Origin of the sequence: Mesorhizobium sp. M0152 (assembly GCF_040322415.1) — a bacterium.
GTDB lineage: Bacteria > Pseudomonadota > Alphaproteobacteria > Rhizobiales > Rhizobiaceae > Mesorhizobium.
This window is the reverse complement of sequence record NZ_JAMYTH010000009.1, coordinates 32,352-53,459: the sequence shown is the minus strand read 5'-3', so window position 1 is coordinate 53,459 and position 21,108 is coordinate 32,352. Positions and strand designations below refer to the sequence as shown.

The following is a 21,108-nucleotide window of genomic DNA, read 5'->3' as shown; positions in this document are numbered from 1 at the left end:
GATCCCGGCTCACCTGCTCAACGTTCCCGGTACCGGAGGAGTTCCTGATTTGGGGAGCAAAACCGTCACCGGACCTTCAGAATGATGCGAGCCGCTCGGCTCCCGATCGGAGCCTTTGTCTCGATCACACGTTCTACCCCAGACGCTGGGCGAACGGGCACTGGAAGAAGGTCGGTAGAATGTATTTCATTGCGTTGGCGACGGACTACGACGGCACGCTTGCCCATGACGGGATCGTTGCCAGGAAAACGCTCACCGCCCTCGAGCGGTTCAAGAAAAGTGGCCGCAAGCTGGTTCTTGTCACCGGGCGCGAACTGCCCGACCTGAAACGCGTCTTTCCCGAAGTCAGCCTGTTCGACAAGGTCGTCGCCGAGAATGGAGCGCTGATCTACACGCCGGCAAGTGAAGAAGAACGGGTGATTTCCCCCTCACCCGAGCCTAAGTTCGTCGCCAGGCTGAAGAAGCACGGCGTCAAGCCGCTTTCGGTCGGGCGGTCGATCGTCGCGACCTGGGAGCCCCATCAGGTAGCGGTGCTGGAGATTATCAAGAAACTGGGGCTTGAGCTGGAAATCATCTTCAACAAGGGCGCGGTGATGATCCTGCCGAGCGGCACCAACAAGGCCACGGGACTGGCCGCCGCCCTCCAGGATCTTCGGCTTTCGACCCATAATGTGGTCGGTATCGGCGACGCCGAGAACGATCACGCCTTCCTCCAGGCCTGCGGCTGCAGTGTGGCTGTCGACAATGCGCTTCCAGCGGTCAAGACCACTGCGGATCTGGTGACCCATGGTGCCCGCGGAAAGGGCGTGGAAGAACTGATCGGCAAACTCATGAAGCGTGACCATGATCTCGTGCCGCGGCGCCGCGGTGGCATTGTGCTTGGGACGGCCGACGGCGATGATATCTATTTGTCGCCGACCGACACCGTGCTCATCGCCGGCAGTTCGGGCATCGGCAAATCCACCTTGGCCACCGCACTGACGGAGCGCTTCGTCGAGAGCCGGTTTCAGTTCTGCATCTTCGATCCAGAGGGCGACTATGACGGGCTCGAAGGCGCCATCCGGCTGGGCGACGGCGCGACCGTGCCGACAAAGGCGCAAGTGCTGGACCTGGTCGAGAACCCGGACAGCAATATCGTCATCAATGGGTTGGCGCTGCGCGTCAATGAACGGCCCGATTTCTTTGCCGACCTGCTGCCCGGCCTCAGCAGCTTCCGCCGCCGCACCGCAAGACCGCATTGGCTGGTCATCGACGAAGCGCATCATCTTCTCCCCAAGCGGCGCGACGATACGCGCGCGGTGCTGTCGCTGGAATTGCCGGGCACGATCCTGATCACCGTTCACCCCGAGGCGCTCTCGACCGATGCCTTGCGCCTGGCAACAGCCATTATTGCCCTTGGACCCAAAGCGAAGGAGGTCGTGAAAGTATTCTGCCACGAGACAGGGATTGAACCGCCGAAGGACATTCCCTCGCCCAAGGGCGAGCGCGTGTTGTTCTGGCGACCGGAAAAGCGGAAGAAGCCGGCCATGGTCAAGGTGGTCGAGCCGCGGCAATCGCTCAAGCGGCACAGCCGCAAATATGCCGAGGGGCAACTCGACGAAGCCGGCAGTTTCTATTTCCGCGGTCCCGACGACGCGATGAAGCTCAGGGCCCACAATCTGACGATATTCGCTCAGATTGCCGAAGGTATCGACGACAAGACCTGGGAGTTCCACTTGCGCGCCGGCGACTATTCGAAGTGGTTCCGCCAGCAGATCAGGGATAAGGACCTGGCGAGCGAAACCGCCGAGGCGGAAAAGGACGATACGCTCTCGGCCGAGGAGAGCCGCAAACGCGTGCTCGACGCTGTGCGCCGCCGCTACACAGCTCCCGCGACTGCACCGGAATGAGGTCGAGAGCCCTCGGCCGTCACTAGCGCGCGGAATTCTCTCAGTCCGGCAGCGCGGCAACCGCGACAATCTCGACGACGATGTCAGCTTGCGCGAGCGCTGCAACCCCGATCACCTCAGAGGGCGGCGGGTTGTTATAGCTACAGTGCTTCGGGCAATGCTCGGCAAAGAACGCGTCCAGCACGTCCAGGCGAAAATTGGGGGAACTCAGAACGCCGCCGTCGGGAAATGGCCCCTTGATGAAGAAGGTCAGCCGAATGAGATAGTCGAGTGCGCTGCCGAGTTCCTCCAGATCTGATTTGATGTTCGTTAGAATTGCGCGCCACTGCGCGGCCGCATCGCCGACGAAGCCACCTCCCTTTCTGCCCATCGGGTCATAGTCGTCGGCGGTCGCGGTGTTTCCGCAAAGGTAGACAAATCCATTTGCTCCGGTGACGACGGTGCCTTTTCCCCACGGCATCAACCGGCCGTTCTTGAATTTCTTATGGGTTACGAGATCCATGCTCCCGTCCTGCGCCACCCCTGATCGTCAGCCTATCAAATCGTCAATCCTGATCGGCAGGTCGCGAATGCGCTTGCCAGTGGCGTGATAGACGGCGCTCGCCACCGCGGCCGCGGTCCCGACATTGCCAAGTTCTCCAAGTCCTTTGACGCCGGCCGGATTGACGTCCGGATCGACCTCCGGGACCAGGATGACGTCGACCTGTTTGATGTCCGCATTGACCGGCACCAGATAGTCCTGCAGGTCTCGGTTGACATAGCGGGCATCGCGCCGATCGATTTCCGTCGCCTCGTGAAGAGCCTGGCCAACGCCCCAGATCATGCCGCCCATCAGTTGGCTGCGCGCGGTGCGCGTGTTCATGATGCGTCCGGCGGCAAAGGCACCGACGACGCGCGGCACCCGGATTTCGCGTGTGTAGCTGTTGACACGAACTTCGACGAATTCCGCGCCAAACGCATATTTCACCGAATCCTTGTCCTGATCGCCGCCGTGGAATTCCGGCTGTCCGGCATAGAGTTTCTTCAGTGCTTCCGGCGTTGAATCCTTTGGCGCGAATTCGGCGTATTCCTCTATCGCGCCGACCTGCATCGCCTTGAAGACATCCGACAGCCTGGCGGATTTGCCGCCGCTTGCAACGATTGTCTCCTGGTCCATTTCCAGCCTTGCATTGCCGGAGCCGGCCAATGGCCCGTCTCCGGCAATTGCCGCGGCGAAGAGCTTCTGGCGCACGGCGTCGCAAGCCTTCATAACCGCCGAGCAGACGCTCGCCGTCGAGATCGAGCCACCTGACACCGGCGCCGGCGGCAAGGCACTGTCGCCCATCTCCACGGTCACCTTGTCGATGTCGACGCCAAGTCTCTCGGCCGCCATCTGTCCTGCAACCGTGCGCACGCCGGTGCCAATCTCGTGCGAACCGCACTGGACGCGAACCTGGCCATCGTCGGTCAGGCGGACACGGGCCGCGCATGGCGCGCTGGCAGTTGGATAGATGGCGGTCGCGCAGCCCATGCCGACCAGCCAGTCGCCATCGCGCATCGAACCCACAGCGGCGTCCCGCTTCGACCAGCCAAAGGCCTCGGCGGCCTGGTCGTAACATTTGATGAGCGACCGGCTGGAGAATGGCTTGCCGCCGATCGGCTCCTTTTCAGGCTCGTTGATACGCCGGAATTCGACCGGATCCATGCCAAGCGCCACGGCCATTTCGTCCATGGCGTTTTCAAGCGCGTAGACATAGGGCGTTTCGGGCGGGGAGCGCATATAGCCCGGCGTGTTGCGATCCGCATGCACCAGCGAAACATGGGTGAGCACGGAACCGTAATTATACATGCGGCCGGTCGCCGAGGTGCCGCCGACGACATAGGCGTCGGGACGCGACGTTACCTCCCAGCCTTCATGCGCGAATGCGGTGGTGTGGCCATCCTTGTTCGCACCGATACGGATCCGATGGCGCGTTTCCGCCCGGTAGGTCTGGGTGTTGAAAGCCTGCATGCGGCTGACGACGCAGCGGACCGGCCGGCCGACGCGGCGGGCAGCAACCGCGACAATTGCCGTACGGGCGGTCATCGGTCCCTTGGAGCCGAACGCGCCGCCAATATAGGGGCTGACGATACGGACATTGGCCGGGTCGATCTTCAACTGCCGCGCGAGTTCGGTTTTCCAGCCGGTGACATTCTGGCTCGGCTCATGAACGGTGAGTTGATCGCCTTGCCACATGGCCGTGGTCGAAAACAGCTCGATCGGATTGTGGTGCTGCGTTGGCGTCGAGTATTTCTGGTCGATCTTCACCGCCGCGGATTGATAGGCGGCGTCGAAATCCCCGGCCTTGACGTCCTCCTTGAACAACGGGCTCTTGCCGGCCGCCGGCTCCATCTCCACGCCTTTCGAATCGAAGCCGGCGCTGGGCGTTTCGGCCGCATAATCGGCACGGATCAGCATAGCGGCTTCTTCGGCGGCCTCGAATGTTTCGGCCACCACCAGCGCAATGATCTGGCCGTCATGGAAGATGGTTTTGTCGTGCAGGGGACCGATCGAACTCGCCGCGGTATTGCCGAATTTGGGCTCGTCGATCTGGTCCATATCGCCGGCGCTGACGATGTCGATGACGCCCGGCACGGCACGGGCCTTATCGAGGTGAAGGGCGGAAATGCTGCCTTTGGCAACGGTGCTGGTGGCAAGCGCGCCGTAAGCGACATTGGCCACGGCAAGGTCGGCGGGATAGCCGGCCTGCCCGGTGACCTTCAGGCGCCCGTCGATCCGGGGGACAGGATTTCCCATGTTTTCTTTCGGCGCAGGAGCAGCTTGGTTCATCGTCAGACCTTCATGTCGCGTGTTTCGAGCAGGGCCCGCACCAGCGTACGCTTACCAAGCGGCACCTTGAACGCGTTGTGCTGGCGTGGACTGGCGTCGGCAAAAGCGGCTTCGGCCGCGGCCGCCGCGCTCTTGTCGTCAAGGACGTTGCCGCGCAGCGCGGCCTCCGCCGCCCTGGCGCGCCACGGCACTGTCGCGACGCCGCCCAGCGCGATGCGCGCTTGCCTGACCATCTCTCCGTCCATGTCCAGCGCAACCGCGGCCGAGGCCAGCGCGAACGCATACGATTCGCGATCGCGTATCTTCAGGTAACGCGAGCGACGGCTCCATGTGTCGAAAGGAACGGCGATTGCCACGATAACTTCATCGGCGGCGAGATCCGTTTCGATTTCGGGCGTGTCGCCCGGAAGCCGATGCAGTTTGGCGAACGGTACTCTGCGCGAACCGCGCCGTCCCTCCACCTCGACGACCGCATCGAGCGCGATCAGCGCCTGCGCGAAATCGCCGTGGTAAGTGGCGATGCAGGCGTCGCTGGTGCCAAGCACGGCATGTTGCCGGTTGACCCCTTCCATCGCGGCGCAGCCGGAACCGGGCTCGCGCTTGTTGCATGGCCAGGATATCTCGCGAAAATACTCGCACCGCGTTCTTTGCAGCACATTGCCTGCAAGGCTCGCCATGTTGCGAAGCTGGCCGCTGGCGGCGAGTTGCAGGCTCTCGGCAAGGAGCGGGCAACGGCGCCTGACCTCCTTGTTGTCGGCTGCTTCGCCCATGCGGACCAACGCGCCGAAGCGGATGGTATCATCGCTTATTCTGATCTGCCGCAGCGCCGGCTCGGCGAGATTGTTCAGGTCGAGCAACCGCTCCGGCTGCGCGACACCAAGTTTCATATAGTCGGCCAGATTGGTGCCGCCGGCGATGAATTGGGTGTTGGCCTGTGTCGGCTGGACATGTCTCGCGCCGGGTTCGGCCGCCGTGGCGATCGCCGCGGAAACGCTCGTCGGTCGCTCATAGAGGAAGGGATGCATCCTAGGCCCTCCTGATTTCGTCGCGCGCCTGGATGATCGCTGCGACGATGTTCGGATAGGCCGCGCACCGGCATAGATTGCCGCTCATATATTCGCGGATCTCGTCGTCCGACCCGGCATGGCCTTCGTTGACGCAACCGATGGCGGACATGATCTGGCCCGGCGTACAATAGCCGCACTGAAACGCATCATGGTCGACAAAGGCCTGCTGCATCGGATGCAAATCTCCACCAGCTGGAGCCAGGCCCTCCACGGTCGTGATCTCACGGCCCTGGTTCATGACGGCGAAACTCAGGCAGGAAAGCACCCGCTTCCCATCGACGAGCACGGTGCAGGCCCCGCACTGGCCGTGGTCGCATCCCTTCTTGGTGCCGGTCAGGCCGGCATGATCGCGCAAGGCGTCCAGCAGGCTCGTGCGGTTGTCGAGCGCAAACTTGTAGGCCTGCTTGTTGATACGCATCGAAATCGTCGAAAGATCGCGCGGCGCGGCCGCTTTAGCGGGTTCCGGCGGGGCGGCTTGCGTCGACGTGGTCGCGAGCGGCATGGCCGCTGCTGCCGAAACAGAGCCCGTCATGAAGGTGCGTCTGCTCAAGCTGTTGGGGATCGTGGAGTTGGACATGGCTGGCTTCCGGCTGGCTGGAGTCCCTAAGCGGGCCGAACCGCTAGCAGGATACAAAGTTCCGCGCCTCACAAGCCTGTGATCATTTCTTTACCGGCCGGGCCGGGTGCCGCCGGAACTTCGCCCGTCGGGCAATAGTTGTCTTCCGAGAACGCAAGGAGACGATCATGACCGATGATCGGCACGACGACGGCGATGATGGGCCGGTGTTCTCGGCCGAACAGGCACGGCAAGGTGAGATCATACTGCGAACCCGTACGCGCCGGATCATCTTCATAGCCGGCCTGGTCGGCATCGTGTTGCTGGCGCTGTTGGTGCGCATCGCGGTCGGATGAACCCCGGGCAAGGCTGCCGGAGTGACGTTACCTTTCATCCCGTGGTCCGAATTCGCATCAGGAACTTTTGCCAAGCCTTGCCGTTGACCCGCGTCCGCCGCCGCGGACAATCCCCTCATATTGCTGAGAGTTATTCCGTTGGATACGAAACCTCAGAAAACCGAGCCCGACACGATTCCCGCCGACGACGGTTTCGGGCGAACCCAAGAGCAGCAAACCGAAGAGCAGCGAACCCAGGAGCAGCGGGGCGGCAGCCAGTCAAATTCCGCACAACGGGAGCTGGGCGACGACAGGTCCCAGGATGGCGGACCGCAGGACAGCAAGCCGCAGAAGTCCAATCTGCTCGGCTTTCCCAGGCGCCATCCCTACTGGGCGGCTGCAATCGCCCTTGTGCTACTGCTCATCGTGGCGGGCGTGGTGATCTGGTGGTTGTACGCCCGCCAGTATGAATGGACGGACGACGCTTTCATCGATGCGCGCACGATTACCATCGGCGCCGAAATATCGGGACGTATCACCGACCTCGCGGTCACCGACAACCAGCCGGTCAAGGCGGGCAGCGTTCTCCTGCGTATAGACGACACCGACTATCAGGCGAACCTGAAGCAGGCCGATGCGGGGGTCACCGCAGCCCAGGCGGAGATTGTCAACGTCGCGGCGCAGATAGAAGCACAAAACGCAAAGGTCGACGCGGCGCAGAAACAGGCGGCGCAAGCCCAGGCGGCGCTCGACTTCGCCAGGGCGGAAGACCAGCGCAACCGCGAACTTCTCGCCAGGGGCACCGCAACGCAACAACAGGCGCAGCAGGCCGCTTCAACGCTGCGCCAGGACCAGGCTGCGCTCGATAACGCCCAGGCCAGCGTGGCTGGTGCAAAAAGCCAGATCGCTGTTTTGCAAGCACAGGGCAAAAGCGCCGAAGCCAAGCTCAATCAGGCCAGGGCGAGCCAGGAGCAGGCACGCACGATGCTCGCCCGCACGACCATCACCGCGCCGGTTGCCGGGCGGGCAACCAGCATCTCGGTCGCCAATGGCACCTATGCCCAGCCTGGCCAGGTGCTGATGATGTTTGTTCCGGACGAAGTCTGGGTGAAGGCCAATTTCAAGGAAACGCAGCTTGATCTGATGCGGCCGGGACAGCCCGTCGACATCGATATCGACGCTTATCCGGAAAAATCCTTCCATGGCCGCGTCGACAGCATTCAGGCAGGCAGTGGCACCGCCTTCAGTCTGCTGCCGGCCGAAAACGCCACCGGCAATTTCGTCAAGGTGGTGCAGCGCGTGCCGGTGAAGATCGTCTTCGACAAACCGCCCGGCGTGCTGCTGGGCCCGGGCCTGTCGGTGGTGCCGACGGTCAAGGTGCGGTGAGCGGCGAAATGGCCAGCGACCAGAGCGAAAGCCGGTCCGCTGCCGGCGAGCACAATCCGTGGCTGATCGCGATCATCGTCTCGATCGCCACCTTCATGCTGGTGCTGGACACCTCGATCGCCAACGTCGCGCTGCGCAACATCGCTGGCAGCCTGGCCGCCGGAATGGACGAAAGCACCTGGGTCATCACCACCTATCTGGTCGCGAATTCCGTTGTCATTCCGGTCAGCGGCTGGCTGGCGAGCGTGATCGGCCGCAAGCGCTACTACATGCTTTGCGTGGCGACCTTCACCATCGCATCGCTGCTGTGCGGACTGGCACCCAACCTGGAGATGCTCATCGTCTTCAGGATCCTGCAGGGCCTCGGGGGCGGCGGCATGGCACCAAGCGAGCAGTCGATCCTTGCCGACACGTTCCCGCCCGAAAAACGCTCCCAGGCATTTGCGCTCTACGGCATCGCCGTCATTGTCGCGCCGACGGTCGGACCGACCATCGGCGGCTGGTTGACGGACCATTTCTCCTGGCATTGGATCTTCTTCATCAACGTACCGTTCGGCGTCATGTCGATCGCCTTGGTGCAGTGGCTGCTCGTCGAGCCGGACGTGCTCGAACGCGAGCGTCGCGAGCGGCTGAAAGGCGGACTCAGAATAGACTTTGTCGGGTTCATCCTCGTCGCGACCGCGCTCGGCAGCCTGGAAATCTTCCTCGACCAAGGACAGCGCAACGACTGGTTCGCGTCGAGCTTCATCACGACTTTTGCGGTATTGTCAGCGATCTCGTTTCTGCTGCTCATCCCATGGGAGCTCAGCCACCGAGATCCGGTCGTCGACGTCCGCCTGCTGTTCACCCGCCAGTTCGGCACCTCGTTCCTGGTAATGATGGCGGTCGGCGCCGTGCTGTTCAGCACCACGCAGCTAATGCCGCAACTGCAACAGACCGCCTTCGAGTACACCGCGACCCTGTCAGGCCTCTCCATGATGCCGGGCGGCATCGCCATGCTGGTGCTGATGCCGGTTTCAGGATTCGCCGCGGGTCTCATCCAGCCCAAATATCTGATCATGGCGGGCATGTCCGTCGTCGCTGTCGCGCTCTGGCACATGACATCGCTGACCCCGGACGCCAGCTTCCGCTTCTTTGCCTTTGCGCGCGTCTTCCTGATGATCGGCCTGCCGTTCCTGTTCATCCCGATTTCAACAGCGGCCTATGTCGGTCTGGCGCCGCAGCAGACCAACCAGGCATCGGCGCTGATCAACGTTGCCCGCAACATAGGCGGCAGCATCGGCGTGTCGCTATCCAACACCGTGATCGCTCAAAATGCGCAACTCCATCAGTCAAACCTTGTCGGCCACACCGCGCAATCGTCCTCCATCTACCAGCAGGTGCTGCGTGAAGTGACCGATCACTTCGTCGCTCAAGGCTCGCCCATGGTCGAAGCCAAACAGCAGGCGATCGGCTGGGTCGGCCAGTTGATAGCGCGACAGGCGTCGCTGCTCGCCTATGTCGATGTCTTTCGCTATTGCGCCGTCGCAACGGCGCTGTTTGTGCCGATAGCGCTGCTGCTGCGATCGCCAAAATCACGCAGACGAGAAGAGGAGCAGGGCCATGAAATCACGGCTGGTCAATGAGGTCGACGGGCAGAGGACATTCGTCGTGGTACTCGATCCCGGCGAAGAAGCATTTACCACGCTCACGGCCTTCGCGGCCGACCAGAAGCTCGACGGTGCCTCCCTGACCGCGATCGGGGCTTTCGAAAGAGCGACCGTCGGCTGGTTTGACCTGAATGCGAAGACCTACCGCAGAATCCCGATCGACGAACAATGCGAAGTCCTGAGCGCGATCGGCGATATCGCGTTGGGCGACGATGGCCAGCCCAGTCTTCATATTCACGCGGTGTTCGGATTGAGCGACGGCAGTACCAGAGGTGGCCATCTGCTCGAAGGCATCGTCCGGCCGACGCTCGAGGTCACCCTGGTGGAGGCGCCTGGCCGTCTGCGCCGCAGCAGACGTCCGGAGCTTGGCATTGCGTTGATCGATCTGGACGCTTGAACTGGAAGCGCGTCCGGCAGAGTTCACTGCAGCCCGATCCTGTCACGCTTTCTTGTTCTGCCCGGTGGACACCGTGCCCGGCGCTGGTTCCCATCCGAACACGCTGCGGCCGCCAAGAAGATGCGACTGGCCGAATTCTCCGGCGACAATTTCCTTCAGGCTGGGGCCGGTGACGTACCGTTCGACTTGCCGCGACTGATCGTCAAGCCGCCGCAACGCGCCGATTTCCTCGTCGCGGCCGAGCTTGGCCTTTTGCACCGCCGACTTCAGCACCCCGATCGTCTCGTCGTAGACTTTCAAGGGCACGGGGAATGGATGCCTGTCCTTGCCGCCATGGGCGAGCGAAAACCGGCCTGGGTCCGAGAAGCGGCACGGCGCGCCATGCACCACTTCCGCCACCAGGGCCAGCGCACGCACTGTGCGCGCGCCTACGCCGGGAACGAGAAGAAGCTCGGCAAAATCGGTGGGTCCGCGTTCGGCGGCCGCGGCCATATTGCCGTGCAGACGACGCATGACCACATCGCTTTCGCGGACATCGTGGTGAGCCGGCATGACCAGGTGCGGCAGCAGCGGCTGCTCGGGAGCCGATACCACCATCCCACGATCCAGCGCAGCGAATTCCCGCAGGATATGATCCGGCCCAAGGTCCTGCAGCAGATCCAACTGTCCCTGGCGCGACGCCTCGGCGCGCCGGTCCGTCAGGTTGACGATCTTCCCCTGGTTAGCGCCCTCGATCGCCGCATGCGGCTGGTCGATGAAGCTCTTCAGGCCTTCGGACAGCCAATGATAGCGGCGCGCCACCTTGCTGTCGCCGTTCATGCCTTGCTGCACCACGACCCAGTCACCGTCATCGGTGACGATGAAGCCATGCAGATAGAGGTCGAAACCGTCCTGAACGGCGGCGCTGTCCACCTTGGCGACAAGCCGGCTGGCGGTTGCCAGGCCCGTTCCGTCGAAGCCGACCCTTTCGCCGATGGCTGCAAGCTCGTGCGGGGTTTTGCGCGAATGCGCGCCGCGGCCGCCGCAGACATGAATGCCGAGTTCGCCGGAGAGCGGTGTGAGACCTCGTTTCAAGGCGCCGACGACGCTCGTCGTGATGCCGGAGGAATGCCAGTCCATGCCCATCACGGCACCAAAGGACTGGAACCAGAACGGATGCGCCAGCCGCCGCAGCAACTCGTTGCGCCCGTAGTGATGAATGATCGCCTCGCACATCACGGCGCCAAGACGCGTCATGCGATCGCCGAGCCATTTCGGCACGCGTCCCCCATGAAGTGGAAGATCAGCACTTCCCGATCGCTGCGCCACGTTCGCCTGTTCCATCACTGCCGTTCGTTCGACATATAGGTATCCCAGGCCGCGCGAAGAAGCTTCCGCAGCTTTGGCCGCTCACGCCCGGCGGCATCAAGTCCAGCTCGAGAGAACGGTCTCCATCTCGACCGTCTCGACCTGCTGTGCGAAGCGCTGGTGATAGACGGTGAGCAGAGCATCGTGTGTCGCGTCGGAAGAGCTGCACAGCGCGTCCGTGACGAGAACCACGCGGTAGCCGAAATCGATGGCGCCAAGCACGGTGGCCAGAACGCAGACATCGGTTTCGCCGCCGGTGATGACAAGCGTATCGACGTCACGCTCTGCTAGAAAGGCTTGGAGGCGGCCTTCGAACCAGGGCGAGTAGATATGCTTGTCGATGACCACCGCTGGGGGACAGTAGCCGGCCAATGCCGGCAACAGGTCGACCATTGCGGGGTCGATGTTCTCGATCGTCATCGAAGCCCAGCGCTCGTAGTAGCGCTTCCATGCGCCGACACCTTGCCCCGGCTTCCGGGCAGGCAGGAAGCGCGTGAATACGGTTTGCGGCGCTCGGCGTTCGACCAGCTTCTCGATCCGGGGAAGGACGCGGGTGACCCAGGGTGTCGCCCATTCCGACGGTTCGGCAAACAATTGCTGCATATCCACACAGATGTGCATGCATCGATGACCCAGGGGACCATATGCCAGGCCAGGCATCGACATCAGCACCTCCCTGCCGGGCCGTTTTCTTCCACGGCTTCTTCCGTTCATCAAAGACTGGGGAACGCCGCCTGCAGGGACTCGTTCCTGAAAAAGGCTCCGGAACCGGTACAGGTGGTCGGCCGTTTCGCTGGAGGAAGGGAGCCACTCGTATGCGACCGTCAAAGAAACCGGGGACGCAATGAGCATTTTCTATCGGGCGGCCAAGATTGCGGAGGAGGTTCACGCGGCGCAGCGCGACAAAACCGGGCTGCCCTACATCGAGCATTGCCGCCGCGTCGCCGATGCTGTCGAAACGATGGATCAGAAGGTCGTTGCCTATTTACACGACGTCCTGGAAAACGGCGAAAGCTGGAGCCGGGTCAAGCTCGAGGCCATTTTCGGACCGGCAATCGCTTCCGCCGTCGACGCCATGTCGCGCAGGGATGGCGAGGATTATCTCGCGTTCGTGCGGCGCGCGGCATCGAACCCGCTGGCGCTGCCGGTAAAGCGCGCGGATCTGGAAGACAACATCTGGCAGTCGCGGCAGGTCGGAGCATCACCAGCCAGATACGAGGAGGCCCTGCGCATTCTCGATGAGGAGTTCTCCGGCCGGTAGGCGTGTTTGGCGCGGCCAAGCAAGGGGCCAGAACGTCCAATCGTGCGCAGACAAGTTCATTCAATCAGATGTGGCGTATGCCGCTTGTCCTCTGCCGGGTCGACATCGATGCGAGCCTTCTGCGGATCGAAAGCGCCATGGCGTGCGATGGCCCGTGCCGCCGTGCCCGGCGTCTCGTAGGCCCACATGAAGTCGTCGGCGGAACCACCAACCGCATGGACACGCCAGTAGCTTGCCGTCCCTTTCAGCGGAGACGTGCTTGTAGTGTTTGTCTTTTCGAAAAGCTCGAAATAGATGTCTTCGAAGGGGATGTAGAACACCGGCTCGTATCCCTCTTCCCGAAGTATTTTCGCCCGGTCCGTGGCGGCGACTATGGCGTCGGAAAACCTTACCGTCACCGTGCCCGCAAAGGGCTCGATGACCAGTTGACCAGGGCGGGTTGCTGAAGTTGCGACTGAAGCCTGCATCTGAATTCTCCCTGCCTATCCGCATTGGTATGACGGCGTTCCGGTCCGTCAGCCCGTGAAGACGAAATGCGCGGCGGTGGATTGAGGTTCCGGCATTCCGCGACGAAGGTCGTGGTGACGGCCATAGGCGGGGATTATTGCCTGCCGAAGCTGTCGAGAAAGCCTGCCAACGCTCGCGAAACCTCTTCTGGAGCTTCACGCGTGGGGAAGTGCCCGATAGCATCGAGCACCAGCCGCCTATAGGGCGCGGTGAAGTGGTCTTCCAATCCTTCCGACGATTTGACCGCCACGACACGGTCGTCGCCGCCGTGGAGCGTCAACGTCGGCACCGTGATGATCTTGACCGCCGTTTGCCGGCGGGCGAGCTCGGCATAGCGCGGATCGGGCTCGGCTTCTTCCCAACGAACGCGATAGGAGTGCAGCGTCACATCGGCCCAGTCGGGGTTTTCGAACGACGTCGCCACTTCGTCGAAAATGGCATCGTTGAACCAGCCCAGCGGGCTCCAGGTGTCCCATTGAAATCTGGCGAATTCCTTGCCGTTTTCGCGCACGAACTCGGCACCCCGCGCGGTCGCCATGAACCATTGATACCAAAATGCTCTCGCCTGTTCAGGAGCCGGTGTCGCCGGCTTGCCCGGTTGCCAGCCGAGCGACAAGGCGGCGCAGCATTTGATGCGATCCGGAAAAACCGACGCCAGCAGATAGGAGATCCGGGCCCCCCAATCGTGCCCGACGACTGCAAAGCGGCTCAGCCCAAGCGCGTCGGCGAAGTCCAGCACATCTTGCGCCATCGCGGCGATCTCGCCGGAGCGCATAGTCTTTTTCGACAGGAACGATGTCCGCCCAAAGCCTCGCAGCCAAGGGGAAAACGTCCGAAAGCCTGCTTCATGCAGTGCGGGCGCGATGCCATCGTAAGCGGTCGCGTCATCGGGCCAGCCATGCAGCAGGACAACCGGCGCACCGTCCGCTGGCCCATCGCTGAGATAGGCAACGCGCAGCAAAGGCGTATCGCAATATGAGACGGGTTTCATTTGTTCTCCGGAACGCTTCCAGGCTGATCGCCACCAGTCGTCGAGTTGGGTCTGACGTCCTGCTCGACCGGCGGGCTCTTGCTGATCGTATCGGTGTTGGCTTTCGTCGGCTCCGTGCTGCCATCACAGGCGCTGAGCGCAAAAACAGCGACGACGAGCAAAAGCGAAAAGACGCCCTTCATCGAAACCTCCGCTGGCTGATATTCGACAAACGAGGTTCCGACAGTTTGGTTGCCCGGCTGCTGCCCAGGTGCCGACGTCACCCTCCACGCTTCAATCCTTCGACCCTGTCGAGCCGGAGCTGACCGTCGGGTCAGGCACGACGGGTCCGCGTTCGGCCTCCGACCCTTCTGCCTCGATCTCCTGCACGGCTTGGTCCCAATTTTCCTGCTCGCGTCCGGCCGGACGGCCCTGGCGCTCCCAGATTTCATAGGCTCGCCGCTTGATCCGCTCTTCCCTGGGCTCCATGAACTCCATCCTCCGATCTGTCAGTCTCAATTCCGGTCGATATTTTTTGTTCCTCTTTTGTCGCGAAAAGGCAGCTGCGAGCGCCGCGAACTCGGCAAACCGGGTGTGGGCAAGACGGGTGTGGATTGCGTGAACAACCCACTTGGCCGTTGCCGCAGTCATTTTCTTCGTGACACGCGGAGGCGGCAGGATCTATGTATTAGCTATCTCTGTTGCGCGCGCGGCACCGGCTCTTTGGTCACCGGCGCGCAATGCCTGATCGCCCGTCGCATCGCGGGCTTTGCTTCGAGACCAAGGTGACGCCCATGCGGGAATTGCCGAAAGACGTTGATGCCGATGTCGTGATCGAGATCGGCAGGCTGCTGGACGACAGCCCGCTTTTCGTTCCGGTCCGGGTTCATCAGCTTGCAATCAGCGTGAGGCAAAAGGTGAGGACCGTTTTGTCGGATCTCTCGATCGAGGAACTGATCGTGGAAATGGCCTCCGCACGCCGGTTGGCGATGGCCTTTGATCTGCCTGGATCGGAGAATGTGGTGCAAATCCCGACGCTCCGCCCGCGCCGCTAGATGTGAGCGGTTCACCGTTTCACGCGTGGAGCGATCTCAGTTCAGGTTGCGGCGGCGTTCCCATCGTCGAAGAATTGGATGCCCCGGACGGTCGCCATCTTGGTGATCAAGCCGGTAAGGTCGGCATCCGATCGTTTCGTGCCAGTGCGTTCGCGCAGCGTGGCTATGGTCGCGCGCATCGAAGGAAAGGGGTTCTCCTGAATCTCATCGAGAATGGTGTCCACTGACGCGGCAACATTTGACGGTTCCGGATCTACGTTCATGGCCTTTCGTCCGTCTGGGCCCTGATGGCGCGGACTGCAACCATCTCATAGAGATATTGGTCGCAGAGGTCCGACTTCAACACCCGCCCAATCGCTTTCCGGGAGAGGTCCGTCATTAAAATCTGATGGGCTTTCGTTCGCAGCTCAGCGCGCCGAGGCGCGAAGCGCGGACATGAAGAGCACCAGCAGCGCCAGCGCATTGAGACCCGCCGCGACTGCGTGCGAATACTCCCATTGACGACGGAGCAATTCCCAGTTTTCGGGCAAGACGGTCCAGTTCCGGGTCATTTGGTTGACCGGATAGGTGAGAGTCCAGAAAGCAAGCTGCGTGGCAGCAATGCTGACGAAGGCAAGAACGACCAGACCGAAAGGCCCGCCCGTTCGGTAAAGCAGGACTGCCAGGGCCGCAGTGGAGAGCAATGCTCCCAGCACCACGATGCCGAACAGGCTCCAGCCGTCATAGGCACGTTGCGCGGCCAGATAGCCCGGCCCGTCAAGTTTCATCTTGTTGAACATGGCGAAGAGGTGCGCGCCGGACGGGATGAAGGCCAGTGCAACGAAAATGAAGCTGATCACTCTCAGAGCGTGGATCGCCATATCTGTCTCCTCCGAGACAGCAGCTAGGGCGATCGGGCAAGGTTGGGAAGATCATGGGGATCGCGGAGCAGGATGGGTCCGCCCGCGACCATGCGATTTCGAATGAAAGCACCTACTGGCTCGCGGACGTTACACGCCAGACCGTGTTTCCGACATCATCCGCGATCAGCAGGCCTCCTGATTTGTCGACGGCGAGCCCTACCGGCCGGCCGCGAGCCTGGTCGTCATTGTCGAGAAAACCGGTCACGACATCCTGCGGCTTGCCGTCCGGCCGGCCATCCTTGAAGGGCACGAAGACGACCTTGTAGCCGTTGAAGCTCTTGCGGTTCCAACTGCCGTGTTCACCGACAAAGGCGCCGCCGCGATAGGCTTCGGGCAGATTGGCAGCCGTGTAGAACGCCATGCCCAACGGCGCGACGTGGGAACCCAACGCATAGTCCGGAGGAATCGCCTTGGCGACCAGGTCGGGCCGCCGCGGCATCACGCGCGGATCGACATGCTGGCCATAATAGCTGTACGGCCAGCCATAGAACCCGCCATCCCTGACCGAAGTCATGTAGTCTGGGACCAGATTGGGGCCAAGCTCATCACGCTCGTTGACGACAGCCCAAAGCGCTCCGCTTTGCGGTTCCCAACTCAGCCCGTTGGGATTGCGCAGTCCGCTTGCGAAAATTCGCGATCGGCCCGTTGTCCGGTCGACCTCCCAGATGGCAGCCCGGTCCTTTTCCGCCTGGATGCCATTTTCGGTGATGTTGCTGTTGGAGCCGACACCGACATAAAGCAGCGATCCATCCGGACTGGCGACAAGGCTCTTGGTCCAGTGGTGGTCGATGGGGCCGCCGGGCAGCGGCGTCAGCACGGTGCCCGGCGCGGTGATCTTGGTCTCGCCCGGGGTGTAGGGATAGCGGACGATGGCATCGGTATTGGCGACATAGAAATCGTTGCCGACAAGAGCCACGCCGAAGGGCGAATTGAGATGATCGAGGAAAACATCCTGGACGTCGGGCACACCGTCGCCGTTGCTGTCACGCAGCAAGGTGATGCGGTTGCTTCCTTCGGTCCCGCCGCCTGATGTCGCCATGGACTCGATCCAGCCCATGACAAGGTCTTTCGGACGCTTGATCGCGGCACCGGGCGGAGCCACGGACTCGACCACGAGAATGTCTCCATTCGGCAAAGTGTAGAGCGAGCGTGGATGTCTCAGCCCCTTGGCAAAGACCTGGATCTGCAATCCCTGCGCCACAGTCGGCTTCTCATCCTGTTTCCAGCCGACGACCGAAGCGATATTCACGGGTGGCATCAGGTATTGTATCTGTTCGGGGAGTGTCGGGTTCGGCCCGATCTGGCCGCTTGGATCCGGATCATTGTCACTGCACGCCGGCAACGCCAGCAGCGATCCGCATACCAGCCCCAGGCCCGCGGCGCGCCGGATTCGCCTGGCGGAAAACTGTGCCATCTTCATTCGACCGCCTCCACTCTGGTGCGATGGCCGGCCCACCTCATCAACCCCATTACCAGCAGGACGATCACGGTTACCGCCGAAAGGGTGAGCCCTGTCGGTACGACGGATGTCCAGGCATCGCGGCTGTGCACCAGCGAATTGAAAAATGACAAGACGAGCACGACCAAGCTGCCGAGGAGATAGGGCCATGCGGGTCCGCGCTCACGTGAAAGTCGGCCGGAGAAGAAATCGATCACGGCGGCGATCACCGCAAGCACTCCCATCACCAGGCCGGCGAACAGCAGCCAGGCGGAAAAATTGGTCCACATCATCTCCGCGGTTCGCCAGTAGTTCAGGTCGGTCAGCAAGGTACCGATGAAACAGGTATTGGCGACAATCATCAGCGTCTGGCGGAGCGGGCGCCTAGTGATCACTGGTATTGATTGCGAACTGACCATCAACACTCTCCACCTTGCTCAAAGCCGGACTTGTGCTTCAAACCAGCGTGAACTTGAGATGTTCCCTGCGAACGCTTCGTGTTCAAGGACTCGTGATAGTCGGCCAGCATCGCCGGCGGCTTTCAAAATTCCGGGAGGCGCGATGCTCAGCGACTTTGAGACCGCAAGGTCCGCAAGGTGATCGAATAGCGGTGCTCGGCAAGCGGCGGGATGCTGTGCTCCCATTCCATGCGCGACGGACCGGTCATGAGATAGACGGACCTTGGCGCGACGGTGATGGTCTGGCGATCCCATTTGGCGCCATTCTTGCGTCTCAGCCGGAAGCTGCAGGACGCAAGCAGCGAAACGCCCGCGACGTCTTCGAAATGAGGTTTGTCGCGGTGCCAGCCAATTCCCGCGCCAGGTCGGTACTCATTGATCAATACCTGCGCGAAGGCGTCGGCGGACCGGTGCGCGAAGGCCGCGACTTTCTCGCGCAGAGGCAGCAGAAAGTCAGGTATCGGAGGCGCTTTCACGATTTCGCGCCGGTCATAATCGTAGCGCAGGCCAAAGCCGACGACGCGCCGGTTCGCCAGATGGCCGTGAAAATCGAACGCCTGAAAAGGCAAGCATTCGAGATGCCGGACGAGCTCCGCTTCTTCTTGCGGCGTGATCAACTCGGGCCGATAGAAAAAGCCTTCCGGCAGATCGTGCGAAACGCCAAAGAGATCGTGCTGGAGCGCGAGGCTGCCGGCCTGCGTGTTCGTTTTGCTCGGGGACATCATGGCTAGATGGCGAACGTCCGGCCCTGGGACAAGAGCGGAACCGTTCTGTCCATCCCAGCTGGATTCCGGCCGGCGGAACGTAGCGGCGACACAACAGTTAAGACCGGGAAGCGGCGGGCTCTGCGCAGAACGACCGCCGCCGGCACAACCAGGGGGAGTTGCCCGATGCCGCGACTTGAGACCGGCGCCTGCTTTTGCGGGAAAATTGTCGCCGCAATGGACGGCGAGCCTTTTTGGATATGCTACGACCACGATGACGATTGCCGCCGGGCCATTGGAAGCCCGCTCACCGTCTGGGTTGGTTATCGGCCGGAGCAATTCCGGCTTTTGCGGGGAACACCGAAGGCCTTTTCCAGGACACAAGGCGTCACCCGGACGTTCTGTCCGGACTGCGGGAGCTCGATAGGCTACCGCGACGAAGGCCTGCCGGACGAGCTCTATCTGACGATCGGCTTTTTCGACAGGCCGGAGGCTTTCCCGCCTCAGGCCCATGCCTATTGGGCGCTCAGACTGCCATGGGTGGATTTCGACGACGGCCTGCCGCGCATCGATCGGTACTCAAGGGAGCGCGACGCGCAATTCGGCAATCCACGCGACAGGTAACGGCGGAACCTGGTGGCCTGGCGCGGAACCCGACCATTTCCAGCGGGTTTATCCCCGTGACCAGCGAGGTTTATTCCCTCCCAGCGGGATTATCCCCGTGACCATCGGGTGCCAAAGTGCCGTCGACCGTGATCCGCGAAACCAACTACGATCCGACCACCAGGATCCTTTCCGTCTGGTTCGTGCCAAGCGGCATTCGCTATGACTATGAGGATGTCGCTCCGGCGACCTATGCCGCGTTCAGAAGGGCCAGCTCAAAAGGCCGTTTCTTCAACGAATTCATTCGCGACCATCACAAATACCGGCGGCTGGACGAAAAGCAAAAGGCCGGCGGATAACGTGATCTTGCCTGCCGGTCATTGTCCCGACAGCTTTTGCTTGAGCTTCGCTATCATGCCGTCCTGGGATCGCCTCATGAAACGGTTCTCGATCGCCGCCCATTCCGACATGCGCACGATCTCCTCAAAGCCCTTGAGGTCGACGCTCTTTTCCGGTGACAGCGGTCTGCCCTCCCGCAAATCGTCAAGCGCCTGCTGCATGGCATGGACGGCGGAAAACAAAATCGTCGTCGGATACAGGACCATGTCGTAGCCCATCGCATGCAGGTCGGACGGCGATTGCCATGGCGTCTTGCCGCCGCGCTCCAGGATACTCGTCGCCAGCGGAACGTCCTTGAACGCCTCTCCCACCTGAGCCAGTTCCTCGACGCTTGTCGGCCCCTCGACGTAGACGCCGTCGGCGCCGGCGTCGAGGTACCGTTTTGCGCGCTCGATCGCGTCATCGAGACCATGCGGTTCTCGTGCATCCGTGCGGGCGAGCAGGAAGAAATCCGGATCGACGCGAGCAGCGACTGCGGCGCGGATCTTTTCTTCCATGATTTCAGCCGCAACGATCTCCTTGCCGGCCATGTGACCGCAGCGTTTGGGCGGCTTCTGGTCTTCGATGAACAAGGCCGAGGCGCCGATCGCCTCGTAGCCCCTGACGGTGCGCGTCACGTTCTTGACGTCGCCATAGCCGTCGTCGCCATCGACAAGCACCGGCAAGTCGGAAGCCTCGATGATCTCGCGCGCCCTGGTGTGCTTTTCGCCGTACTGCTCGAGATCGATATCCGGCACGGCATGCATGGCGGCAACCATGGCGAAGCCGCCGATCTGATAGGCCGGGAAGCCAGCGCGTTCGATCAGCCGCGCCGACAGCGCATCTCCCGCCGAAGGCAGCACAAGCGGCGCATGGTGATCGATCGTCGATTTCCAGGACTGGGCCATCTTCAAACCTCTGGTCGGAAACGCGAGCACGGGCATGAGGTTCCGACAGGCAGCACGGACGCTTCCATACGAAAAACCCTGCTATTGTTGTCCAGCGGGTTTTTGGCATGGCGCAAACGCGCACGACGACGAATTGTCCACCTGCCGGGACGGAACCCTGCCATGCACCTTGCCGTTGGTGTCCGATCGAAGCGGAGACTCGCGGCCAACGGCAACGTCCAAGGAGTCCAGGCGGCAATGGCCGTCAAACCTTGGAATAGACGCAAGGAATTTAAAAGCCATGACGACCAAGGATCAGAAGGACCAGAAAACCGAAAGCAAGGACGAGAAGGCGTTGCGACTGGCGGAGACCACTGACGTCTCACCGAAACAGGCCAAGGATCTCATGCAAAAGCATGGCAAGGACAGCCCCAAGGTCGACAAGGAAGCCAGGAACTTCAAGGCCGAAGGATAATCATGCCGGGCTGACGGGCCTTCTGGTCGAGCCTG

Annotated in this window: 26 protein-coding genes; 10 read left to right on the top strand and 16 right to left on the bottom strand. The window is 61.9% G+C overall.

Features of this window, described 5'->3' with window-relative positions; translation table 11 throughout:
- Positions 1–179 precede the first annotated feature (179 nt).
- Entirely contained in the window at positions 180–1,889 is a 1,710-nt protein-coding gene (locus NKJ26_RS12095; protein ID WP_352695409.1) for an HAD family hydrolase, read from the top strand.
- Between the two features lie 40 nt (positions 1,890–1,929).
- Here NKJ26_RS12095 and NKJ26_RS12090 read toward each other — a convergent pair whose 3' ends face one another.
- From NKJ26_RS12090 to NKJ26_RS12075, 4 genes are read right to left on the bottom strand one after another with little or no spacing between them, the layout of a single operon-like run.
- Positions 1,930–2,391, bottom strand: a complete 462-nt coding sequence (locus tag NKJ26_RS12090; protein WP_352695408.1) for a RidA family protein — start codon at positions 2,389–2,391, stop codon at positions 1,930–1,932.
- A 27-nt stretch (positions 2,392–2,418) separates the two neighbouring features.
- Positions 2,419–4,698, bottom strand: coding sequence for a xanthine dehydrogenase family protein molybdopterin-binding subunit (locus NKJ26_RS12085; RefSeq protein WP_352695407.1), 2,280 nt, complete (start codon positions 4,696–4,698; stop codon positions 2,419–2,421).
- A gap of 2 nt (positions 4,699–4,700) precedes the next feature.
- A complete protein-coding gene (locus tag NKJ26_RS12080) occupies positions 4,701–5,723 on the bottom strand; it encodes an FAD binding domain-containing protein (RefSeq protein ID WP_352695406.1) in 1,023 nt (340 codons plus the stop codon).
- 1 nt (position 5,724) lies between these two features.
- Positions 5,725–6,342 (bottom strand): (2Fe-2S)-binding protein, encoded by a 618-nt coding sequence (locus NKJ26_RS12075; protein WP_352695405.1) that lies wholly within the window; start codon positions 6,340–6,342, stop codon positions 5,725–5,727.
- A gap of 167 nt (positions 6,343–6,509) precedes the next feature.
- On the opposite strand from NKJ26_RS12075, the gene NKJ26_RS12070 reads away from it, so the two are divergent.
- The 4 genes from NKJ26_RS12070 to NKJ26_RS12055 all read left to right on the top strand — a co-directional run bounded on the left by NKJ26_RS12070 (position 6,510) and on the right by NKJ26_RS12055 (position 10,088).
- Positions 6,510–6,677, top strand: a complete 168-nt coding sequence (locus NKJ26_RS12070) for a hypothetical protein (protein ID WP_352695404.1) — start codon at positions 6,510–6,512, stop codon at positions 6,675–6,677.
- Positions 6,678–6,815: 138 nt separating this feature from the next.
- The gene (locus NKJ26_RS12065) at positions 6,816–8,042 is read left to right on the top strand and encodes an HlyD family secretion protein (protein ID WP_352695403.1); all 1,227 of its coding nucleotides are present in this window, start codon (positions 6,816–6,818) and stop codon (positions 8,040–8,042) included.
- Between the two features lie 8 nt (positions 8,043–8,050).
- Positions 8,051–9,667, top strand: a complete 1,617-nt coding sequence (locus NKJ26_RS12060; RefSeq protein WP_352695402.1) for a DHA2 family efflux MFS transporter permease subunit — start codon at positions 8,051–8,053, stop codon at positions 9,665–9,667.
- Complete coding sequence (locus NKJ26_RS12055) at positions 9,645–10,088, top strand: PPC domain-containing DNA-binding protein (RefSeq protein WP_352695401.1); 444 nt, start codon at positions 9,645–9,647, stop codon at positions 10,086–10,088. Before NKJ26_RS12060 ends, NKJ26_RS12055 begins: the two co-directional genes overlap by 23 nt.
- A 42-nt stretch (positions 10,089–10,130) precedes the next feature.
- Here NKJ26_RS12055 and NKJ26_RS12050 read toward each other — a convergent pair whose 3' ends face one another.
- Complete coding sequence (locus NKJ26_RS12050) at positions 10,131–11,396, bottom strand: DUF763 domain-containing protein (protein ID WP_352695500.1); 1,266 nt, start codon at positions 11,394–11,396, stop codon at positions 10,131–10,133.
- 96 nt (positions 11,397–11,492) lie between these two features.
- Positions 11,493–12,101, bottom strand: coding sequence for a cysteine hydrolase family protein (locus NKJ26_RS12045; protein WP_352601103.1), 609 nt, complete (start codon positions 12,099–12,101; stop codon positions 11,493–11,495).
- A 178-nt stretch (positions 12,102–12,279) separates the two neighbouring features.
- On the opposite strand from NKJ26_RS12045, the gene NKJ26_RS12040 reads away from it, so the two are divergent.
- Entirely contained in the window at positions 12,280–12,696 is a 417-nt protein-coding gene (locus tag NKJ26_RS12040) for an HD domain-containing protein (RefSeq protein WP_352601105.1), read from the top strand.
- 56 nt (positions 12,697–12,752) lie between these two features.
- On the opposite strand, the gene NKJ26_RS12035 is transcribed toward NKJ26_RS12040, so the two are convergent.
- The 4 genes from NKJ26_RS12035 to NKJ26_RS12020 form a co-directional block, all read right to left on the bottom strand.
- Positions 12,753–13,163 (bottom strand): DUF427 domain-containing protein, encoded by a 411-nt coding sequence (locus NKJ26_RS12035; RefSeq protein WP_352695400.1) that lies wholly within the window; start codon positions 13,161–13,163, stop codon positions 12,753–12,755.
- Between the two features lie 134 nt (positions 13,164–13,297).
- Positions 13,298–14,194: an alpha/beta fold hydrolase gene (locus NKJ26_RS12030; RefSeq protein WP_352601108.1), complete on the bottom strand. Its 897-nt coding sequence runs from the start codon at positions 14,192–14,194 to the stop codon at positions 13,298–13,300.
- Positions 14,191–14,376 carry a hypothetical protein gene (locus NKJ26_RS12025; protein ID WP_352601110.1) on the bottom strand — a complete coding sequence of 62 codons (186 nt, stop codon included), beginning with the start codon at positions 14,374–14,376 and terminating at the stop codon, positions 14,191–14,193. The genes NKJ26_RS12030 and NKJ26_RS12025 overlap by 4 nt, the downstream gene beginning before the upstream one ends.
- A 91-nt stretch (positions 14,377–14,467) precedes the next feature.
- Complete coding sequence (locus NKJ26_RS12020; protein ID WP_027024310.1) at positions 14,468–14,662, bottom strand: DUF2934 domain-containing protein; 195 nt, start codon at positions 14,660–14,662, stop codon at positions 14,468–14,470.
- A gap of 212 nt (positions 14,663–14,874) precedes the next feature.
- Here NKJ26_RS12020 and NKJ26_RS12015 point away from each other — a divergent pair, with 212 nt between their 5' ends.
- Complete coding sequence (locus NKJ26_RS12015; RefSeq protein WP_352695399.1) at positions 14,875–15,228, top strand: hypothetical protein; 354 nt, start codon at positions 14,875–14,877, stop codon at positions 15,226–15,228.
- A 41-nt stretch (positions 15,229–15,269) separates the two neighbouring features.
- On the opposite strand, the gene NKJ26_RS12010 is transcribed toward NKJ26_RS12015, so the two are convergent.
- The 5 genes from NKJ26_RS12010 to NKJ26_RS11990 form a co-directional block, all read right to left on the bottom strand.
- Positions 15,270–15,491: a hypothetical protein gene (locus NKJ26_RS12010; RefSeq protein ID WP_050577950.1), complete on the bottom strand. Its 222-nt coding sequence runs from the start codon at positions 15,489–15,491 to the stop codon at positions 15,270–15,272.
- Between the two features lie 144 nt (positions 15,492–15,635).
- Complete coding sequence (locus tag NKJ26_RS12005) at positions 15,636–16,088, bottom strand: hypothetical protein (RefSeq protein WP_352695398.1); 453 nt, start codon at positions 16,086–16,088, stop codon at positions 15,636–15,638.
- A gap of 112 nt (positions 16,089–16,200) precedes the next feature.
- Entirely contained in the window at positions 16,201–17,544 is a 1,344-nt protein-coding gene (locus NKJ26_RS12000; RefSeq protein ID WP_502903105.1) for a PQQ-dependent sugar dehydrogenase, read from the bottom strand.
- Positions 17,545–17,546: 2 nt separating this feature from the next.
- Positions 17,547–17,987: a DUF2231 domain-containing protein gene (locus NKJ26_RS11995; protein WP_352695396.1), complete on the bottom strand. Its 441-nt coding sequence runs from the start codon at positions 17,985–17,987 to the stop codon at positions 17,547–17,549.
- Between the two features lie 146 nt (positions 17,988–18,133).
- Complete coding sequence (locus NKJ26_RS11990; protein WP_352601122.1) at positions 18,134–18,748, bottom strand: alpha-ketoglutarate-dependent dioxygenase AlkB; 615 nt, start codon at positions 18,746–18,748, stop codon at positions 18,134–18,136.
- A gap of 168 nt (positions 18,749–18,916) precedes the next feature.
- Here NKJ26_RS11990 and NKJ26_RS11985 point away from each other — a divergent pair, with 168 nt between their 5' ends.
- Positions 18,917–19,354, top strand: a complete 438-nt coding sequence (locus NKJ26_RS11985; RefSeq protein WP_352601124.1) for a GFA family protein — start codon at positions 18,917–18,919, stop codon at positions 19,352–19,354.
- 116 nt (positions 19,355–19,470) lie between these two features.
- Positions 19,471–19,692 (top strand): KTSC domain-containing protein, encoded by a 222-nt coding sequence (locus tag NKJ26_RS11980; RefSeq protein WP_352695395.1) that lies wholly within the window; start codon positions 19,471–19,473, stop codon positions 19,690–19,692.
- A gap of 18 nt (positions 19,693–19,710) precedes the next feature.
- Here NKJ26_RS11980 and NKJ26_RS11975 read toward each other — a convergent pair whose 3' ends face one another.
- Positions 19,711–20,619 carry an isocitrate lyase/PEP mutase family protein gene (locus tag NKJ26_RS11975; RefSeq protein ID WP_352601128.1) on the bottom strand — a complete coding sequence of 303 codons (909 nt, stop codon included), beginning with the start codon at positions 20,617–20,619 and terminating at the stop codon, positions 19,711–19,713.
- Between the two features lie 280 nt (positions 20,620–20,899).
- Between NKJ26_RS11975 and NKJ26_RS11970 the strand changes: the two genes are divergently transcribed.
- On the top strand, positions 20,900–21,073 hold the full coding sequence (locus tag NKJ26_RS11970; RefSeq protein ID WP_352601130.1) for a hypothetical protein: 174 nt from the start codon (positions 20,900–20,902) through the stop codon (positions 21,071–21,073).
- The last annotated feature ends 35 nt before the right edge of the window (positions 21,074–21,108 follow it).